This is a genomic window from Paraburkholderia phytofirmans (assembly GCF_046028095.1).
Classification (GTDB): Bacteria; Pseudomonadota; Gammaproteobacteria; order Burkholderiales; family Burkholderiaceae; genus Paraburkholderia; species Paraburkholderia phytofirmans_A.
Map to the genome: position 1 here is coordinate 644,309 of NZ_JAQQDJ010000002.1, position 19,280 is coordinate 663,588.

The following is a 19,280-nucleotide window of genomic DNA, read 5'->3' on the forward strand; positions in this document are numbered from 1 at the left end:
AGGAACACGGGAACACGATGAGCCAGTCCGAATTCGACGCACCGCAGCGCATCAGCGACTTCGACATCGAGTTGAAGCTGCTGCTGGAGGCGGTTTACCTCAAGTATCAGCACGACTTCCGCCATTACGCGATGTCGTCGCTGCGGCGCCGGCTGTCGCAGGCGCTCGAGGAATTCGGGCTGAAGACGCTGTCGCAGCTGCAGGACCGCATCATGCGCAACGGCGACGAGTTCTCGCGGCTGTTCCAGTACCTCACGGTGCAGGTCAGCGAGATGTTTCGCGACCCGGCGTATTTCCTCGCGCTGCGCGAACACGTGCTGCCGCGTCTGCGCACCTATCCGTCGATCAAGGTGTGGGTGGCGGGGTGCAGCACGGGCGAGGAACTCTGGTCGCTGAAAATCCTCTTCGACGAGGAAGGCCTCACCGAACGCACGCTGTTCTACGCGACCGACATCAACCCGGACGCGCTCGCGCGCGCCGAGTCCGGCATCTACGCGCTGGAGCGGATTCAGGGCTTCACGCAAAACTATCTGGCGGCCGGCGGCAAGCGTTCGCTGTCCGACTACTATCATGCGGCCTATGGCGGCGCGCGCTTTGCGGGCTCGCTGAAAGAGCGCGTGGTGTTCGCCGACCACAGCCTGTCCACCGACGAAGTCTTTCTCGAAGCGCATCTGGTGTCGTGCCGCAACGTGCTGATCTATTTCGATCGCGGCTTGCAGGATCGCGCGCTGGGGCTGTTCGAGAACGCGCTCGTGCGGCGCGGTTTTCTCGGCTTGGGCAGCAAGGAAAGTTTGCGGTTTTCCAAACACTACGAAGCGTTCGACGAATTCCGTCCGAGCGAACGCATTTATCAGAAGCGCTAGACCGGTCATCATGTCACGCTCAACTGTCCAGCCCAATGTCGATGCCGAAGCGGCGCGCGGCTATGAGCTCGTCGTGATCGGCGGCTCGGCGGGCGGCATCGAAGTGCTGAATGTGCTGCTCAGTGCGCTGCCCGCGGACTTTGCGCCGGCGGTGATAATCGTCACGCACCTGCCGCCGGATCCGCGCAGCTATCTGGTGGATGCGTTCGCGCATCGTTGCGTGCTGCCGGTGCTCGAACCCGACGCGGGCGAGCGCATCATGCCGGGCCGCGTGCACATTGCGCCGCCGGGCTATCACATGCTGGTGGAAGTGGACCGCACCGTCGCGCTCTCGACCGACGCCGCCGTGCGCTTTTCGCGTCCCTCGATCGACGTGCTGTTCGAATCGGCGGCCGCCGTGTACGGCGAACGCCTGCTGGCGGTGCTGCTGTCCGGCGCCAACGACGACGGCGCGCAAGGCCTGAAGCGCGTGCGCGCGTTGGGCGGCACCGCTTGGGTGCAGGCGCCGGACACCGCTGCTTCCCCCGAAATGCCGCGCGCCGCGATTGAACGCGGCGCGGCGGATTCTATCTACACTCCCGAAACCATGGCCCGGCGGCTTGCTGCATTGCCGGCCACTTTCTGACGCGATGCCATGACGAACTCACCCGTGAACATTCTGATCGTCGACGACATCGTCCACAACATCACGGCGCTCGAAGCCTTGCTGGCGCGGCCGGATCTCGCCGTGCTGGTGGCCGACTCGGGCACGGCGGCGCTCGACCTGCTGCTCAAGCACGAAGTCGCGCTAGCGATTCTCGACGTCAACATGCCCGGCATGAACGGCTTCGAACTGGCCGCGCTGATGCGTGGCAGCCCGCGCACCTCGCACGTGCCGATCATCTTTCTGACGGCGACCGCGCAGGACGCGTCGCGCACGTTCCGCGGCTATGAGGCCGGCGCGGTCGACTTTCTCTACAAGCCGTTCGATCCGCGGATCCTGCAATCCAAGGTCGATGTGTTCGTGCAGCTCGAACAGCAGAAGCGTCAGCTCGCGGCGCAACTCGTCACCACGCGGCAGATGCTCGAAGCCAACGAAATGCTGATGGCCGTGCTGAGTCACGATCTGCGCACGCCGCTCGGCGCGGTGCTGGCGTCGGCGGAATACCTGATGCGTACGGCGGCCGACGAACAGTCGGCCACCGTCGCCGCGCGCGTGAAGAACAGCTCGCTGCGCATGGCGCGCATGGTCGACCAACTACTCAACCTCGCGCGCTTGCAGGGCGGGCGCTTGCCGCTGCAGCCGCGCTCGATCGAACTGGCGACGCTATGCCGCTCGGTGATCGACGAATTTGCTTCGCGCGAGAACGGCAAGCAGATCGTGTTCGCTAGCCGCGGCAATACGTCGGGCGCGTGGGACACCGACCTCGTCTGGCAAGCCGTGTCGAATCTGGTGAGCAATGCACTGCATCATGGCGCGCCGGGCGGCGATATCGGCGTCGAGGTGGATGGCGAGGCGGTCGAATCCGTGCGTCTGAAAGTCGCCAATCGCGGCACGATTCCGGCCGAGGTATTTCCGCATCTGTTCAAGGCGTTCGGCCCGAACAACAGCGGTGGGCGCTCGCGCGAGGGGCTGGGGTTGGGCCTGCATATCGTGCAGGAAATCGCGCGCATGCATGGCGGCAGCGTCAGCGTGAATTCCGACGAAGCCGTAGGCACGGTCTTTACGATCGAGTTGCCGAGAATGGTGACGTTCCAGCGCGGGTCGTTTACGGGGAAGTAGGCTGCGAGCGTCTCGCGCAGCGTTGGACGGGCCCCCGCAACTAACGCGCGAGGTGCGTCGCGAGAAACTGCCTCATCAGATCGGCGACCTGATCGGCTGCTTCGTCCAGCACGAAGTGACCGCCTTCCAGCAGATGGACTTCGGCGCCGGGCACGTCGCCGCGATACGCGTGAGCGCCCGCGACTTCGAAGGACGGGTCGTACTGTCCCCACAGCACCAGCGTCGGCGGCTGATGCTCGCGCAAGTACCGCTGCCACAGCGGATAGCTCGCGACATTGGTCCGATAGTCGTAGAACAGTTCGGTCTGGATATCGATCTGACCCGGCCGCGATAAAAATGCGAATTCGTCAGTCCAGGTATCGGGATCGTAGCGATCCGGATTCGGACTGCGGCCGACATGCCGCAAGCGCGTCGCCTCGAACGAGAGCAGATTGGCGCGCAGCGCCGCTTCGTGCGTCGCGCGGTCTTTCCAGAAAGCCTTGCGCGTTTCCCATAACGGACCGAGCCCCGCTTCGTGAGCGACGGCGTTTTGCACGATCAGTGCCTCGATTCGTTCCGGTCTGGACAATGCCACCCGGAAACCGACGGGGCCGCCGTAGTCCTGCATCATCAGCGTATAGCGCTGCAATCCCAAGGCGTCCGTGAAACGCAAGGTCACGTCGGCGAGGTGGTTGAAGGTGTACTCGAATGCGTCGGGCGAGGGCGCGCTGCTGTGGCCGAAACCGGGGTAGTCCGGCGCGATTAGCCGGTAGTCGGTTGCGAGCAGCGGCATCAGCGTTTCGTACATGCGCGATGAGGACGGGAATCCGTGCAGCAGCAGAATCACCGGCGCGTCGCGCGGGCCGGCCGCGCGGTAGAAAATATTCAGGCCGTCAATCTCGATGCTGCGATAGCGCATGTCCGCGCGCGTGGAAGTCATGGCAATCCTCCTTGATCAGTCTGAGAGTCGATCATGCGTTCTCGACAACTGTAGGCGTTTTCGCAGACCACCGGAAACAGTCTCCTGTTCCGCTGTGCTACGCTTGCCGGACCGAACCACAGCACGGCGACCCGAATTTCATCATGCGTTCCTGGCGCATTTCTCCACCGCATCGCAGCGAACAGATCAGCACTTCGCGTGCGACCGAGCTCGTCATGTCGATTTCGCACGCGGATGCCGACGCGCTCGCGGCCAGCATTTTAAGGACTGTCGGCGATACGCTGCCGGTCTCGCAGTGCACCATCTTCGCCTATGAATTCGACGCGCGGCCGCGCACGGTTTCGGCCGCCGATCATCGCGGCGGCCGCTTTCTGCGCGACGTCGCCGATCGCTACACCACGCATTTCTATGCGCTCGACGGCAATCGCGCGATCATCGGCCGTCCACACGACAAACCGGCGCGCGATGCGTTGGTGCTGCATCAGCAGCAAAGCGAAGAGATCGAAAACGAAGCCTATCGCGCGGCCTGTTATGCGCAGCCGAACGTGTCCGACCGGCTATCGCTGCTCGTGCAGCCCATGGAAAGCGTCTGGCTGTCGATCAATCTGTATCGCGACCGTGCCTATGGCGTGTTTCAGCCGGGCGAACTGGAACGCGTGGAAAGCCTCGCGCATTTGTTCGCGCACGCGGCGAAGGGCCATTACGCGTTGATTGGACAGCATCAGCAGGGTTCGGCCGCCGCGATGCTGGCGCGGGTCAGGCGCGCTTGCCCGGCACTCACGCCGCGCGAACTCGATGTGCTGCGCGGCACGCTCGAAGGCGCCAGCGCCGCTGAAATCGCGGTGCAGATGGGCGTCAAGCCGGCGAGTGTGGTCACGTACCAGAAGCGCGCTTACTCGCGGCTCGGGATTTCGAGCCAGAGGCAGTTGTTCGCGTTGTGCATGGCGCCCGAGCGGGCTTGATCCTGAAACGGAGCGCGGCCGGCTTGCAGGATTCACGTTAAGGCGGAGCGGCTGTCACTGGCGTTTGTCTTTTGAACGCAGCCACCGCTCATCGCAGCCACCCCGCAGCGCAACTACCCCTCACCGCAGCCACCAATTACGCACGCTTGCCCCGTGCCTGCGCCTGCGTCTCGCGATCCCAGCGCTTTAACCACGGCATGATGAAATCCGCGAAACCGTCGGCGGGCGGCGACAGCGCGCGCTCGGTGGAGCGATACACGCACACCTCGCGGATCGTTTCGGGATCGACGATGCGCTTCATTACAAGCCCGAAGGTGCGCGCCAACGGCGCGACGTAGGCGGGCGCGAGCGTGACGGCCAGCCCGTGTGAGGCGAGGCCGAACGCCGTGGTGACGTTGTCCACCACGTCCACCGGAATGATGCGGGCTTCCACCGGCAGATTGGCTAGCATCTGCCCGACCGCGCGTTCATGGTCGCGGCCGGTGGCGACGATCGGCACGTCGCGCAAATGCGGCCACAACACGCGGCGGCGCGCGTTCAACGGATGGCTCGGCGCGCACCACATCACCCACGGACTCGCGAACGCCGGATCGGAACGCACGCGCGTGCCACTGGGCCGGTCAGGGCCGATCGCGAGATCCACGTCGCCGCTTTCCACGCGCTCTACCAGCTGCTCGACCACGGTATCGCAAACGCGCACGACCACCTTGGGCTTGTCGCGCGCATATTCGGCGATAGCCGCGGGCAGCGCGGTCGCCGCCAGCACCAGCGGTGCACCGATCCGCACGATGCCGGCGGCACGGTTGCGGATATCGTCGGCGGATTGCGCGGCGGCGCGCACGTGCCGCAACACCGATTCCGCCGACGCCAGAAAATCCTGCCCCGCGCTCGACAGATTCACGCGCCGCGTGGTCCGGTCGAAGAGGCGAAAGCCGAGTTCCGTTTCGAGATCGGCGAGCAACTGGCTGACCGCCGACGAAGTCAGGCCGAGCCGTTCCGCCGCCGCGCCGATGCTATGCAGATCGACGATGGCGAGAAACGCTTCGAACTGACGGATGGTGACGCGTGTGAGTGGCATTGGGCGATTCTAAAGAAAAACTAACGAATCGTGAAAAATCGATTGATTGTGTAGCGTGCCGCATGCGGGGAGACTTGTCCCAATCGACGCACCCGGCCAAACCCGCTTAGACTTCCGTCTCGCCAGTCTGAGACAAGCCGGTTCACGCGGGCTGTCGCTACAGCTAAATCACACTGAGCGCCTGACGAGCGCCACCCGAGGCCGCGCTGCGGCCACATTCAAGGAATTGCCATGTTCGACCACATTCCCGCTTATCCAGGCGACCCGATTCTGAGCCTGAACGAAGACTTTCAACTCGACCCGCGCACCAACAAAGTCAATCTGAGCATCGGCATCTATTTCGACGACGCCGGCAAGCTGCCCGTAATGGACGCCGTGCGCCGCGCCGAAACCGCGCTGCTCGATTCGATCGGCCCGCGCTCCTATCTGCCGATGGCGGGCCTCCCGCTCTATCGCGACGCAGCGCAAGCACTCGTATTCGGCGCGGACAGCGAGGCGCGCAAGGCGGGGCGGATCGCGACGCTGCAAACCATCGGCGGATCGGGCGCGCTCAAGGTGGGCGCCGATTTCCTGAAGCGTTATTTCCCCGGGTCGCAGATCTGGATCAGCGACCCGAGCTGGGAAAACCATCGCGTCGTGTTCGAAGGCGCGGGGCTGACGGTCAACACCTATCCGTATTACGACGAACACACCGGCGGCTTGCGTTTTGCCGACATGATCGAAACGATCGGCCGCTTGCCGGAAAAAAGCGTCGTGCTGCTGCACGCGTGCTGCCACAACCCGACCGGCGTGGATCTGAGCCCGGCCCAATGGGCCGAGCTGGTGCCGGTTTTGCAGCGCCGCAAGCTGATCGCGTTCGTCGATATGGCTTATCAGGGTTTCGGCGCCGGTCTTGAAGAAGACGCCGCTTGCGTGCGTCTGCTGGCCGACGCGGGCATTCCGTTGATCGCCGCGAATTCGTTCTCGAAGAATTTCTCGCTGTACGGCGAGCGCGTCGGTGCGTTGAGCGTGGTCTGCAGGAGCGCGGAAGAGGCCGGCCGCGTACTCGGTCAATTGATGTCGACGGTGCGCGCGAACTACAGCAATCCGCCGACGCACGGCGCGCGGCTCGTCGCCAACGTGCTCGCGGATGCGTCGTTGCGCGCCTCGTGGGAAGCTGAACTCGCTACCATGCGCGAGCGGATTCTCGCCATGCGCGGCACGATTTACACCGGACTCGCGGGCCGTGTGGATGAAGTGATGCGCGCGCGCTACGTCGCACAGCGCGGCATGTTCACCTACACCGGCTTGAGCGAAAGCCAGGTAGAGCGTCTGCGCAGCGAATACGCGGTGTATGTGCTGCGCTCCGGGCGCATGTGCGTGGCCGGTCTGAACGAACGCAATGCGGAGTATGTGGCTTCGTCGATCGCGGCCGTGGTGTCGGGCGCGTAGAGTCGGACGTTTGATCGACACAACGATAACCAGGGAGACCCAAATGACCACCCTCGATATACCAGCGCCGAGCGCGCCGAAGGCCCACGCAATGCATCCGGACGAATGGCATGCGCGCGTGCAGCTTGCGGCGTGCTACCGGATCTTCGACATGCTCGGCTGGACCGAGATGATCTACAACCACATCACGCTGCGCGTTCCCGCCAGCGTGAGCGGCGGCGAGCGGCAGTTCCTGATCAATCCGTTCGGGCTGCATTACAGCGAAGTGACCGCGAGCAATCTCGTGAAGATCGATGCACAGGGGCGCGTGCTCGATCACTCGCCGTATCCGGTGAATCCGGCCGGCTTCGTCGTGCATGCGGCGATTCATGAAGGCTTGCCCGACGCGCACTGCGTGATGCATACGCACACCACGGCGGGCGTCGCCGTGGCCTGTCTGGAAGACGGTCTGCAGCAGACCAACTTCTACAGCGCGCAATTGCACGACCGCATTGCGTATCACGACTTCGAAGGCATCACCGTGCACGCGGAAGAAGGCCCGCGTCTGCTGGAACATATCGGCAACCGGCAGGCGGTGATCTTGCGCAACCATGGGCTGCTTGCGTGGGGCCACACCTTGCCGCAAACTTTCGCGGTCCTGTGGACGCTCAACCGCGCCTGCGAAATCCAGATGGCGACATTCGCGATGGGCCGCGCGCGGCCGGTTCCGGAAGACGTCGCGATTCGCTGCTCGCGCGACGCGCTGCAGTTCGATCCGCGTCACGGCGCGGGCCAGGATGTGTTCGACGCGTTGGTGCGGCGAGTGGACCGCATCGACGCCAGTTACAAGGATTGAAACGATGAAAGCAGCAATCTACGGTGCGGGCGCGATTGGCGGCTGGATGGGCGTGAAGCTCGCGCAGGCCGGTCATGACGTGAGCGTGGTGGCGCGCGGCGAGACGCTGAACGCGTTGCGCGAGCACGGCCTGCGTTTGATCGAAGGCGGCGCGACGCATGCCGTGAAAGTGAATGCGAGCGAGAATCCCGCGGATCTCGGCGTGCAGGATCTCGTCGTGGTCGCCGTCAAAGGTCCGGCAATGGCGTCGGTGGCCGCGCGGATCGCGCCGCTGCTTGACGCGCAAACCATCGTCTTGACCGCGATGAACGGCGTGCCCTGGTGGTTCTGCGACGGACTCGGCGCGGACTTCGCCGGCAAGCGCCTGAAGTCGATCGATCCGGACGGCGCGATTGCCGCCGCGATTCCGAGCGCGCAAACGGTGGGTTGCGTGGTGCACGCCAGTTGCCTCGTCGAAGCGCCGGGCGTCATCCGGCATCATCAGGGTAATGGGCTGATTATCGGCGAGGCGTCGGGGCGGGCGAGCGAGCGTGTCGCGGCGCTCACGGCCACGCTCGTGGCGGCCGGCTTCAATGCGTCGGGGTCGGCGCAGATTCAGCGCGACGTCTGGTACAAGCTGTGGGGCAATATGACGATGAATCCGATCAGCGCCATCACCGGCGCGACCACCGACCGGATTCTCAGCGACGAACTGGTGCGCAACTTCGTCACGAGCATCATGCTGGAAGCGAAGGAAATCGGCGCACGCTTCGGCATTCCGATTGATCAGGACCCGGAGGACCGCCACGCAGTCACGCTGAAACTCGGCACGATGAAAACCTCGATGCTGCAGGACGTGCAGGCGGGTAAAGCAGTCGAGCTTGACGCGCTGGTGGCCGCGGTGCGCGAACTGGGACAACTGACAGGCGTCGCTACGCCGTATACGGATGCGTTGCTCGGTCTCGCGCGCCTGCATGCGAGGACGCTGGGTTTGTATCCGAAGCAGTAACAGTAACCTCAAGCGAAAGCCGCCGCGCCTCACATGGCGTGGCGGCTTTTTTACGCCTTATGCCGTCACCGCAGTCGAAGCCGGCAGCCGTGCCGCTTCGATCAGAGACAACGCGCGCCGCGGGTTGTCGAGTTCGGTCAGACACAGCATCGCGAGGCGGGCCAGATACAACGGCGCCTGAGCCTCGCCTTCGTTCGTGAGCGTCTTGCAGAGCGTCGTGTAGACGAGGTCGAGATCGCTATCGGTCATGTTGTTTGTCTCCTTTGTATTAGATCGTCAGCGCCGCGTTGATGGCGCGTTGCGTGGCTTCTGCGCGGCCGTCGCGCCAGCGGGCGAGTACATGGCCATCGGGACGAATCAGATAGACCGTGCCGGGCGTGGCGTCGAGCATGTCGTGCAAACGGCTGGTGTGATCGATCACGTCTGAGTTCGCGACGTTATGCGTGTCGTTCCTGACCAGCTTGACGGCTTTGAACGGGATACGTTGTTCGGCAAGCGTGTCATGCAACCGCTGCCACGCTGTGTCTTGCGCGGAGTCGTCTTTCGCGTTCGCACCGAAGCGCAACGCAGTGAAGCGTGCCCCGAGCAGATCCGTCAGATGGATATCGACCAAGACGCCTTCGTCGCTATGTTTGAGTCTGCATTCCGGAAGCACAGTGCCAGGCGCGGGGCCTTGCGCAAAAGCGTCGCTCGCTTCACCAGCGGCGTCGTTCAGCGGTGACTGCACATAGGCAATCGCATGCGTCTGCCGCGGATTGATCAACGGACGCACCGCCGCATGATGCTCAGCGAGACCAAGCACGGCCTGGCGCATCAGATCGAAGGCGAACGAGGGCGGCGCCATGAACTCCGTGCTCTTCATGCCGTAACTCAGATTCTCGCGCGCGGCGAACACGCGCTCGTCGCTGTAGCTATCGAGCAGACGCGGCGACGCCACGCCGTTCACCACGCAGCCCAGTTTCCAGCCGAGGTTGTCCGCGTCGTCGATACCGGAATTAGCGCCGCGCACGCCGAAAATCGGCACGAGATGCGCGGCGTCGCCTGCGAACAGCACCGGGCCGTGCCGGTAGCGTTCGAGCGTCAATGCGTTGGCCTTGTAGACGGTGATCCAGATCGGCGACCATGCGCCGGTTTCGCCCATCGAATCGAGCACGCTCTGCACGCGTGGCATGACGTTCTCGGGCTGCACGGCGGCGTCCGGGTCTTCGTCGTCGCGAAGCTGGTAGTCGATGCGCCAGACGTTGTCGGGCTGCTTGTGCACCAGCACCGTCGAGCCGGGATTGGACGGCGGATCGAAATAGGCGAGGCGCTCGGTGGCGCGCGCGCTGTCCAGTTCGATATCCACGATCACATAGCGGCCTTCGTACGTCGTGCCTGTGAGCTTGAGGCCGAGCGCCTCGCGAATCGTGCTGCGGCCGCCGTCGCAGGCCACCACCCAGTCGGCGTGCATCTGCCATGCGGTGTCGCCGGTGCGCAGGGCGAGCGTCGCGCCGCCCGCGTTGTCGAGGTTGGCGCGACCGCCTTCGTCCGTATGTTGCTCAATGCCGGTCACGCGCGTCTGCCAACGGATATCGATCAGGTCGGCATGCCGTTCCACTTCGTCGAGCAGCAACTGCTCGATCTGATATTGCGCGATGTTGATCATCGGCGGCAGCGATTGCTCGTCGTCCTGATGCATGGCGAAGCGGAACACTTCGGCATCGCGGTAGAAGCTGCGGCCACCGGTCCACGGCAAGCCTTTTTGCAGGAAGCGTTGCACGACGCCGAGCCGTTTGAAGATTTCCAGGCTGCGCCGCGAAATGCAGATCGCGCGGCTGCCGGTGCAGACGCCGTCGTCGGCTTCGATCAGCACCGAGCGCACGCCCTGGCGAGCCAGCGCGAGCGCCAGCGTCATGCCGACCGGGCCGCCGCCGACAATCGCCACCGGCCGCCTGACAGGATCGCGCCCATCGACGAGTGGTGGCGCCACGCCTTCATAGTGACGAGGCGAAAACGGATAGGGTTTAAAGGGGCGGCTCATGCGGGTCTCCTGGAGCTTCGATGCCGGGATCGACCGCCGGGGCTGGTTAGCTCTTCGAGGCGGTGCGAATCGATAGCGAAGTATGAAGGAGGGTGCGCGCGCGGCTGTCCTCATTTTGGGTACAGCGATGCCGCCGGGCGGCTGTACCCACGGCGAAGGCGCCTAGTCCGCTCCGCCCACGTGCGAAGCGTTGCGCGCGTGCGCCACGCTCGAAGCCGCCTGGCATTCCTCGACCATCGCGCGGAAGGTGGGCGCCGCGTGCGAAGCGCCGGTCGCGCCCATCTCCGGGGCGCCTTCCGGCGCGCCGCCCACGCCGACCACCAGCGTCGCGCGCGGCCGCCACTCGCGCGTGCGCCGCAGCATGTTGCGCAGATACGGCGGCGATTCCGGCGCATCGAGCGAGACGATGCAGATGATCGGCGCGTCCTTGAAGCTCGGTTCGTCGGCGCGTGCGCTGCGATAGCCCGAATGCGTCGCCATCATCGGCGCGAGGCCCTGGCGGGCGAGCAGTTGCACCGCGATCGCGGTGGTGACTTCGTCGAACGAACCGCGTCCGGGTACGCACAGCACCGAGGTTTTTTCTGCTTCGCGGCGCATCTGCGGGTGCGCCGAAATGTGGCTGTCGTGCCGCTCGGACAGATCGGCCGAGGCCGAAGCGAGCAGCGCGCTCGCGGTATCGGCGGGTTCGCTGCGCGCCAGGCGGTCCGGCAAACCGTCCGCGATTTCCAGGTTTTCGACGATGTCCACCAGCGCGTCGTTGATGCGCTGTAACTGGTCCGGCATCAGCACGCCGCGCATTGCATCGTTGCGGGCGAGCTTGAGCCCTTCGAGCGCGACCTTGTCGTAGTAGTCGATCAGCGACATCTCGCGCAACAGGCGCTCCGCCTGCACGATGGCCTCATGCGGATCGTCCGCCAGCAGCCGCTGATAGAAGTTCTGCGCGGGCGTGAGCGCGGGCTGATCGCCCAGCAGCACCGTGAGAAAGTTCAGCCGGTCGGCGTAGCGGCCGAGCGTGACCACGCACAACGTGAGCGGCGTCGAAAGCACGAGGCCGATCGGCCCCCACAGCCAGCTCCAGAAAATCGCCGCCACCACCACCGCGAGCGGCGACAGGCCGGAGCGGTGGCCGTAAAGCAGCGGCTCGGCGATCTGCCCGGCCACCACGTCGACGACGATGAACAGGATGAGCGTATAGACCGCCATGGTCCATTGCGGCTGGATCGCGGCCGCGAGGAACACGGCGAGAATCGCGGCGATCCAGATGCCGATATACGGCACGAAGCGCAGCAGCGCGGCGATCACGCCGAACAGCAGCGCACCCGGCACGCCGATGATCGCGAGCCCTATCGCGATCACACCACCCGCACTCAGATTCACACCGAGTTGCGCGACGAAGTAGCGGGACAGACGCACGGCGGCGTCGTTGATCGCGGTGGTGGTGCGGTGCAGATCGCGCGAGCCGAACAGGCTGATCAAGCGGTCGCGCAAATCCTCGCGTTGCAGCAGGATAAAGATCGTCACGACCAGCACGATAAAGGTCGTTTCGATCGGCGCGATGGCCGGCGACAACGCGCGCTGCGCGAGCTGCATCGGCGTGGGCGAGGGTTCGTGCACTTCGACTGGCTGAGGCACGGCGGGCGCGTTGCGCGCGGCGCGTCCGGTGGGACGCGGCGGGTTCGGCTTGGGCGGGGACACGCGCTGCAACGCGACGGCGGCGCGGCTCATCAGCGAATCGGCGCGGCCGACGGTTTTCTCCTGCACCGTCTCGATCTTCTGCTCGATCGCCTCCTGATACTGCGGCAGGTCGGCAGCGAGTTGCACGAGTTGCGCGGTGATCAGCGCACCGACGGCGAGTAAGCTGGCCAACGCGAACAACACGGCGATGAAGATCGACGGCAATTGCCCCATATGGAAACGCCGCAGCATCTGTACGAGCGGAGCGAGCAGGAAGCTGAGCAACACCGACAGCGTGATCGGGATCAACACCGCGCGGCCGAAGTACAAGCCGCACACCACCACCACGCCGGTAATCACCGACGCTAAGCCGTGCAGACTCGGCGTGCCCGGCGGGTAAACGCGGTTCGGCCGCCCTGACGGCGGTAACGAGATTTTCATGAGCACACTTTCCGATTGAGACGCGCTGTCGTTTTTATAAGGGCCGCTCGCGGACAGGGTGAGGGTGTCCGGGCACAGCGCATGAGCAATTCATATGCCCGGATTGTAGGCGCTTTGAAGCAGGGCGGCCTATCGCTCATCCCATGTGCAGACGCAGCAAGCCCAGCAATTGCGAGCTCGCGTACAGCAGCAGGCCGATAAAGCCGCCCACAATCGTCCCGTTGATGCGGATGTATTGCAGATCCTTACCAATGTTCAGTTCGATCTGCCGTGACATCTCATGCGAATCCCAGTTCTTCACGGTGTCGCTGATATGGCGCGTCAGGAAACGCGCGAAGTCCGGCGCCATGGTGCGCGCGGCCTCTTCGAGGTGATCGTTGAGCGACTGGCGCAACGCCGGATCGTGCGCGAGTTCGCGGCCGACCCATTGGCCCATCGCCACCACGCGTGCGTGCAGGGCCGAGTCGGTGCTTTGCAGATCGCGCTTGAGCCACGCCCGCAATTCGCCCCACATGTCCTTCACATACGAACTGAGCGCGTCGCCTTCCACCAGATAGCGCTTCAGTTCCTCGCCTTTTTGCAGGAACGCGGGATCGGTTTTGAGTTTGACGATCAGCTTGTGCGCGGCGTCGTCGAACTTCTGACGCAGCTCGTGCGTGGGATTTTCGCTGATCTGTTCGAGCATGCGATTCACCGCGTTGGCGATTGTTTCGGCGCCTTTGTCGCCCAGCCACGCAGAAAACGTCGAGGGCAAAATCTTTTCCATCTTCGGGTATTCGCTCTTCACCCATTCGACGATCCGCTCAGCGATGAACTCGCGCGCGTGCGGTTCGCGCAGCAGCGCCACGACCTGTTCGATGCCGGCGTCGAGCAGCTCCTGATGGCGGCCGTCCTTGGTGAGCGTGTCGAGAATCGAGCCCATCGATTGCGACAGGTCCACCTTGGCGAGCACGTCGCGCAGCGCGTCCTTGATGAAAACCTGAATGCGCACGTCGTCGGTCAGTTCGAGAATGCCGCTGGTGAGCTTGACGACGTAGTCGCCTAAACGAGCGGTGTTTTCCGGCTGCGTCAGCCACGCGGTGATGCTGCGCGCCGGGTCGTGCTTCTGGATCAGACCGACCAGCGATGGCACATCCAGGAACTTGTCCTGCACGAACACCGCGAGGTTGTCGGCGATCTTATGCTTGTTCCTCGGAATGATCGCGGTGTGCGCGGAGACGACCGGGATCGGCACGCGGCGAAACAGGGCGGCCACCGCGAACCAGTCGGCGAGCGCGCCCACCATCGCGGCCTCGGCGACCGCCTTGATGCCGTCCACCCAGATGCCGCGCGGCATGAACGCGGTCACCACGAAAACGCAGGCGGCGGCGAACAACAGCAGGAGCGGGGTGCGCTTGGCCTTCTTCAGTTCGATTGCTTTGTTCATCGGCGGCAGGCAACGGGTCCAGGTCGATTGAAATCATGCGGCGCGCTCAGCGAGCGCAGCCGGAAACCACGAGTGTAGCGCCGCTCGCGGGCGCATGGGCCAGGCCCCGCTCGCCGTCGAGGACTAGCTTTGCCGCGCGGGCACGGTAACATCTGCGGTTAGACTGCGCTGCCTTGCCTGGCGAGGCAGCTTGCAATTGAACGGAATGAAACGGAAGGGAGGCACAGTGATCAGGTTTCTGCACACCGCGGACTGGCAGATCGGCACGCAATTCGGCCAGTTCGAGCCGGACGAGGCGGCGCATCTTGCCGAGGCGCGCTTCGAGACCGTGCGCCGGATCGCGGCAGAAGCCGCCGCGCGCAATGTGGATGCGGTGCTCGTGGCCGGCGACGTCTTCGATCTGCAAACCGTCTCCGACACGGTGATCCGCCGTCTGTTCGGCGCGCTGCAAGCGTTCGCGGGGCCGTGGATCATGTTGCCGGGCAATCACGACGCCGCGCTCGTCGAGAGCGTGTGGACGCGCGCGCAGCGCCTGAACTGCATCGCGCCGAATGTGCGCGTGGTGCTCGAACCCGGCGTGGTGCTGCTGGACGACTGCCGCTGCGCGCTCTTGTGCGCGCCGCTCACGCAGCGCATCACGTATGACGACACCACCGGTTTCTTCGACAGTGCGGAGACGCCGCCCGGCTATCACCGCGTCGGACTCGCGCACGGCAGCGTGAGCGGGATTCTGCAGGAAGGCATCGACTCGTCGAATCCCATCGCGCCGACGCGGGCCGCGAGCGCGCGTCTCGACTATCTGGCGCTCGGCGACTGGCACGGGCATCTGCGTGTCGATGAGCGTATCTGGTACGCGGGCACGCATGAGCAGGACCGCTTCCGCGCCAACGATCCTGGCTTCATGCTCGACGTCACGCTGAGCGAGCCGGGCGCGTCGCCGGTGGTCGAGCCGGTGCGGGTCGGTCAATATCAATGGCATCGGTGGGAGGAAACCATCGGCGTTCCGACCGATGTGGATTCGCTCAAGGCGCGCCTCGCCACGCTAGGCAGCCATGACGTGCTGCGCGTGTCAGTCGGCGGCACGGCAGCGCTGGCCGACGCCGAAGCGCTTCGCGTCGCCGTGGAAGAAGCCCGCGCGCGCGTGCGAGCTTTGCGCGTCGACCTGAGCGGCCTGCAAGTGCTCCCCACCGACGACGATCTCGCCGAACTCGGCGCGCAAAGCGGCTACCTCGCGAAAGTGGTGGCGCGTCTGCGTGGCTTGCAGGAGGACCCGCAGTCCGACCCGCAAGAGGTCAAGCGCGCGGCCGAGGCATTGCTGCTTCTGGCGCGTTTCCAACGTGAACTGCCGCGCGAAGCGAGGTCCGCATGAAGCTGCAAAGTATTGCGATTCAGGAGTTCAAGCAGTTCACCGGCAAGCTCGTCATCGACGATCTGCAGCCCGGTCTGAATCTTTTTGTCGGTCCGAACGAAGCGGGCAAGAGCACCATTGCCGAAGCGGTGCGCGCGGTGTTTCTGGAGCGCTACAAGGCCTCGCATCTGAAAGACCTGTTGCCGTGGGGCAAGGCGAGCGGGCAGCCGTCGGTCGAAGTGAGCTTCGAGCTGGATGGCATGGCGTGCCGCTTGTCCAAGCAGTTCGTCACACGGCAGCGCTGTGAACTGAGAATTGGCCAGAGCGCGTTCGGTGAAGATGAAGCGGAAGACAAGCTCGCGGCCTTGCTCGGTTTTTCGCGCCCCGCGCGCGGGCCGTTGAAGGCGGAGAACGCGGGCGTCCCCGGTTTGTTGTGGGTGCAGCAAGGCGGCACGCAGGAGATGCGCGATTCCACCGGCCACGCGGCGCAGTATCTGCGCGATGCGCTGTCGCAACTCTCGGGCGGCCGCGAATCGGCAGGCGAGGATGCGTTGATCGCCGCCGTGCAGCGCGAGCTTCGGCAACTGCTCACCGCGCGCACGCAGAAGTCGACTGGGCCGCTCGCCGAGGCCGAACAGACTCTCACGCGCCTGATCGAGGAGCGGGCTGATCTCGAACAGCAGCGTCAACAGTTCGAGGCGAACATTGCCAGTCTCGCCACGCAGCAGCAAACCTTCGACGATACGCAGCGCAAACGCCCGTGGGAAATCCACGAGCAGAAGGCGCTGCAGGCGCAATTACGCGCCGATGCCGTCGTGCAACTCGAGAGCAGCCTGAAGGGACTTGAGCAGTCAGTGAAGGCGAGCGAAGCCGAACTGGCTTTGCCATTGCAGCAGGAGCAGAACGCGCTCGACCTGGAAGCGGCCGTCGCGCGCGAGCGCCAGCAACTCGATGCGTTGCGGGCGAGTGTGGCGGCGGTCCAGGCCGAGCACGCGGATGCCGCGGCCAGCGTCGCGCAATTCGAGCAGGCGTCCGCGAATGCCAACCGCGCGCTCGAACTGGCTAACGCAGCCGTGACCGCGGCCGATCTGCGCAGCCAGATCGGACTCTTTCGCGCGGAAAGCGAGCGGCTCGAAGCGTCGATTGCCGCAGCCAGCAAGGCGAACGATGCCGTGCTCGAAGCCGCGCGCGAAGCGGCCACGCTCGAAATCGACGAGGCGAAGCTGAAGCGGCTCGCCGCGCTCGGCGGCGAGTTGAGCGTGTTGCGTGCTCGCACCGAAGCCGCGATGACCCGCATTGAATATCGCCTGAACGGCGCGATTACCGTTGACGAAAAACCGGTAAGCGGCGAGGGCGTGCTGCGTGTGGACGAAGAAAAGCGGATCGGCCTCGGCGCGCTAGGCGAATTGCGGGTGATTCCCGGTGTCTCGGATCTGCCGGCGCGTTTGTCCGAACTCGCGTCGCTCGAAGCCCAGCATGCGCAGTTGTTGCAGGCGCTCGGCGTCGCGTCGCTCGGCGAGGGCGAAGCGCGGCACGAGTGCTGGAAGGCGGCGCTCGCGCAGCAGAAAAGCCAGGCGAAGATTCTCGACGTGCACGCGCCGCAGGGCATCGAAGCGTTGCGCGCAGCGTCGGCGACGGCCGTGGCGCGCATGCAGGCCGCCAATGAGCGGCTCGCGGGTCTGCCCGACGTATCGGCGGCGGCGCCGCTCGACGAAGCGCGCCGCAACGCCGAGATCGCGCGCGACGCGTTGGAAGCCGCGCGGAAAGTGCTGACGCAGGCGGCCGATAAAAAATCGACCGGCATGGCGAACGCGGAATCGCTCGCTGATCAATTGCAGCGCAAGCAGGCGCAACTGGACGACGAAGCGTTCCGCCGCAACCGTGCGCAATGGCAGGCGAAGATCGTCGAACAACGCGTGCAGGTCGAGGCACTGCGCAAGCAGCGCGAAGGGCGCGAGCGCGAACTGGAAGCGGCACGGCTCGACGACCCGGCGGCTGAGGCGAAGCGCTATCGCGCGTCGGCGGAACTCGCGCGCGGCGAGCAGAACGATCGCCAGGTGAAGATCGCCGCGTTGCGCAGTCAACTGGAGACGGTCGGCGCGTCCGGTCTCGGCGAGCGTCTGGCGGCGGTGCAGGCCAAGGTCGAACAGGCGACGCGGCGCAAGGACGAACTCGGCTTGCGCGCGAGCGCGTTGAGCCTGCTCGACGAAGTGCTGGTCGACGAACGCGACGCCGCGGTCGCGCAATTGCGCGCGCCGTTGACCGAGCGGCTCGGGCATTATCTGAAGCGGATTTTTCCGCAATCCACGATCGCGCTCGGCGACGATCTGAGTCCCGCGACGTTGGACCGCTTTGGCCGCGCGGACACGCTCGAGGCGCTCAGCTTCGGCACGCGCGAACAACTCGGCATTCTGACGCGGCTCGCTTACGCGGATCTGTTGAAGGCGTCAGGCCGGCCGACCTTGCTCATGCTCGACGACGCCGCGGTGCATACCGATGCCGCGCGGCGCGACGCGATCAAGCGCGCGCTGATCGACGCGGCCACGCGCCATCAGATTCTGGTGTTCACTTGCCACCCGGAGTTGTGGGATGACCTGGGCGTGCGGCAGCGGGCGATTGAGGATTTGAAGGTGGCGGCTTAGCGTTCTTCAAACGCTTCTCTTCGACGAACGGTTCAGGGACATCATGAGCGAGCTTTTCCGAGGCATGGATCAAACGGCGCTGCGCGCCGCCTACGACAACGTGGCAGCGGTCGAGGATGTCGCCGAGCGCATGCTCGGGTTTCAGGCGCGCAGTGCGGCGTTATATGAAAGCGTGCCATGCAGGCGCGATATCGCTTATGGACCGCGTCCTCGTCAGCGCTTCGACTGGTTGCCGTGCGGCAAGCCCGATGCGCCGATTTTCGTGTTCATTCACGGCGGTTACTGGCAGGCGCGCAGCAAGGAAGATTTTGCGTTCGTGGCAAGCGGGCCGCTCGCTTGCGGTTTCAATGTCGTGCTGGCCGAGTACACATTGGCGCCGGAGGCATCGATGACGGAAATCGTCGGTGAAATCGAGGCGTTGCTGGCAGCACTTGCCGACGATCTTAATGGTCTCGGCACGCGCGCTCCCATCTGCCTCGCGGGACATTCAGCGGGTGGGCAACTGAGCGCGCATTTTCGCGCGCACGAAGCGCTCGTGCATGCCATGCCGATCAGCGCGCTGGTCGATCTAGAGCCTATCGCGATGTCGTGGCTGAACGACAAGCTGCAACTTATGCCGCTCGAAATCGACGCTTATAGTCCGATGCGGCATATCGGCCGCGGCGTGCCGATGACAATCAGCGTCGGCACGGCGGAATTGCCGGAACTGATTCGCCACTCGGAGGAATATGCGGCGGCGTGTCGGCAGGCGGGCGAGCGGGTGGAATTCGTGCCTTTGCCCGGATGCAATCACTTCACGATTCTGGAAGACCTGGCGCGGCCGGATGGCGTGCAGTTGCGAGCACTGGTCACGGCCATGAACATGCAGCGCGCAGGCTGAGGTCAGCCTGC

The 19,280-nt window shown here is 64.7% G+C and carries 16 protein-coding genes; 10 read left to right on the forward strand and 6 right to left on the reverse strand.

Features of this window, described 5'->3' with window-relative positions:
* Window positions 1–17 precede the first annotated feature (17 nt).
* Genes PQR54_RS07375 through PQR54_RS07385 form a run of 3 tightly spaced genes read left to right on the forward strand, consistent with a single transcriptional unit; the run spans window position 18 to window position 2,625 of the window.
* On the forward strand, window positions 18–863 hold the full coding sequence (locus tag PQR54_RS07375) for a CheR family methyltransferase (protein WP_408244734.1): 846 nt from the start codon (window positions 18–20) through the stop codon (window positions 861–863).
* 10 nt (window positions 864–873) lie between these two features.
* Window positions 874–1,488, forward strand: coding sequence for a chemotaxis protein CheB (locus PQR54_RS07380; RefSeq protein ID WP_408244735.1), 615 nt, complete (start codon window positions 874–876; stop codon window positions 1,486–1,488).
* 9 nt (window positions 1,489–1,497) lie between these two features.
* Window positions 1,498–2,625: a hybrid sensor histidine kinase/response regulator gene (locus PQR54_RS07385; protein WP_408244736.1), complete on the forward strand. Its 1,128-nt coding sequence runs from the start codon at window positions 1,498–1,500 to the stop codon at window positions 2,623–2,625.
* 40 nt (window positions 2,626–2,665) lie between these two features.
* On the opposite strand, the gene PQR54_RS07390 is transcribed toward PQR54_RS07385, so the two are convergent.
* Window positions 2,666–3,544: an alpha/beta fold hydrolase gene (locus tag PQR54_RS07390; RefSeq protein ID WP_408244737.1), complete on the reverse strand. Its 879-nt coding sequence runs from the start codon at window positions 3,542–3,544 to the stop codon at window positions 2,666–2,668.
* A 143-nt stretch (window positions 3,545–3,687) separates the two neighbouring features.
* Between PQR54_RS07390 and PQR54_RS07395 the strand changes: the two genes are divergently transcribed.
* Window positions 3,688–4,506: a helix-turn-helix transcriptional regulator gene (locus PQR54_RS07395; protein WP_408244738.1), complete on the forward strand. Its 819-nt coding sequence runs from the start codon at window positions 3,688–3,690 to the stop codon at window positions 4,504–4,506.
* Window positions 4,507–4,642: 136 nt separating this feature from the next.
* Here the strand turns inward: PQR54_RS07395 and PQR54_RS07400 are convergent, their stop codons facing one another.
* Window positions 4,643–5,584 (reverse strand): LysR family transcriptional regulator, encoded by a 942-nt coding sequence (locus PQR54_RS07400; RefSeq protein ID WP_408244739.1) that lies wholly within the window; start codon window positions 5,582–5,584, stop codon window positions 4,643–4,645.
* A gap of 231 nt (window positions 5,585–5,815) precedes the next feature.
* Here PQR54_RS07400 and PQR54_RS07405 point away from each other — a divergent pair, with 231 nt between their 5' ends.
* The 3 genes from PQR54_RS07405 to PQR54_RS07415 are packed head-to-tail and all read left to right on the forward strand — an operon-like array spanning window position 5,816 to window position 8,838.
* Complete coding sequence (locus tag PQR54_RS07405; protein ID WP_408244740.1) at window positions 5,816–7,015, forward strand: amino acid aminotransferase; 1,200 nt, start codon at window positions 5,816–5,818, stop codon at window positions 7,013–7,015.
* Between the two features lie 43 nt (window positions 7,016–7,058).
* Window positions 7,059–7,850 (forward strand): class II aldolase/adducin family protein, encoded by a 792-nt coding sequence (locus PQR54_RS07410; protein WP_012427250.1) that lies wholly within the window; start codon window positions 7,059–7,061, stop codon window positions 7,848–7,850.
* 4 nt (window positions 7,851–7,854) lie between these two features.
* Complete coding sequence (locus PQR54_RS07415) at window positions 7,855–8,838, forward strand: 2-dehydropantoate 2-reductase (RefSeq protein ID WP_408244741.1); 984 nt, start codon at window positions 7,855–7,857, stop codon at window positions 8,836–8,838.
* 57 nt (window positions 8,839–8,895) lie between these two features.
* Here PQR54_RS07415 and PQR54_RS07420 read toward each other — a convergent pair whose 3' ends face one another.
* The 4 genes from PQR54_RS07420 to PQR54_RS07435 all read right to left on the reverse strand — a co-directional run bounded on the left by PQR54_RS07420 (window position 8,896) and on the right by PQR54_RS07435 (window position 14,399).
* On the reverse strand, window positions 8,896–9,087 hold the full coding sequence (locus tag PQR54_RS07420) for a hypothetical protein (RefSeq protein ID WP_132377342.1): 192 nt from the start codon (window positions 9,085–9,087) through the stop codon (window positions 8,896–8,898).
* Window positions 9,088–9,106: 19 nt separating this feature from the next.
* Window positions 9,107–10,858 carry an FAD-dependent oxidoreductase gene (locus tag PQR54_RS07425; RefSeq protein WP_408244742.1) on the reverse strand — a complete coding sequence of 584 codons (1,752 nt, stop codon included), beginning with the start codon at window positions 10,856–10,858 and terminating at the stop codon, window positions 9,107–9,109.
* A 162-nt stretch (window positions 10,859–11,020) separates the two neighbouring features.
* Complete coding sequence (locus PQR54_RS07430) at window positions 11,021–12,973, reverse strand: AI-2E family transporter (protein ID WP_408244743.1); 1,953 nt, start codon at window positions 12,971–12,973, stop codon at window positions 11,021–11,023.
* Between the two features lie 136 nt (window positions 12,974–13,109).
* A complete protein-coding gene (locus PQR54_RS07435) occupies window positions 13,110–14,399 on the reverse strand; it encodes a DUF445 domain-containing protein (protein WP_408244744.1) in 1,290 nt (429 codons plus the stop codon).
* Between the two features lie 226 nt (window positions 14,400–14,625).
* Here PQR54_RS07435 and PQR54_RS07440 point away from each other — a divergent pair, with 226 nt between their 5' ends.
* Genes PQR54_RS07440 through PQR54_RS07450 form a run of 3 tightly spaced genes read left to right on the forward strand, consistent with a single transcriptional unit; the run spans window position 14,626 to window position 19,269 of the window.
* Window positions 14,626–15,768, forward strand: a complete 1,143-nt coding sequence (locus PQR54_RS07440; RefSeq protein ID WP_408244745.1) for a metallophosphoesterase family protein — start codon at window positions 14,626–14,628, stop codon at window positions 15,766–15,768.
* On the forward strand, window positions 15,765–18,389 hold the full coding sequence (locus tag PQR54_RS07445; RefSeq protein WP_408244746.1) for an AAA family ATPase: 2,625 nt from the start codon (window positions 15,765–15,767) through the stop codon (window positions 18,387–18,389). The genes PQR54_RS07440 and PQR54_RS07445 overlap by 4 nt, the downstream gene beginning before the upstream one ends.
* 43 nt (window positions 18,390–18,432) lie before the next feature.
* Window positions 18,433–19,269, forward strand: coding sequence for an alpha/beta hydrolase (locus tag PQR54_RS07450; protein ID WP_408244747.1), 837 nt, complete (start codon window positions 18,433–18,435; stop codon window positions 19,267–19,269).
* Window positions 19,270–19,280 lie beyond the last annotated feature (11 nt).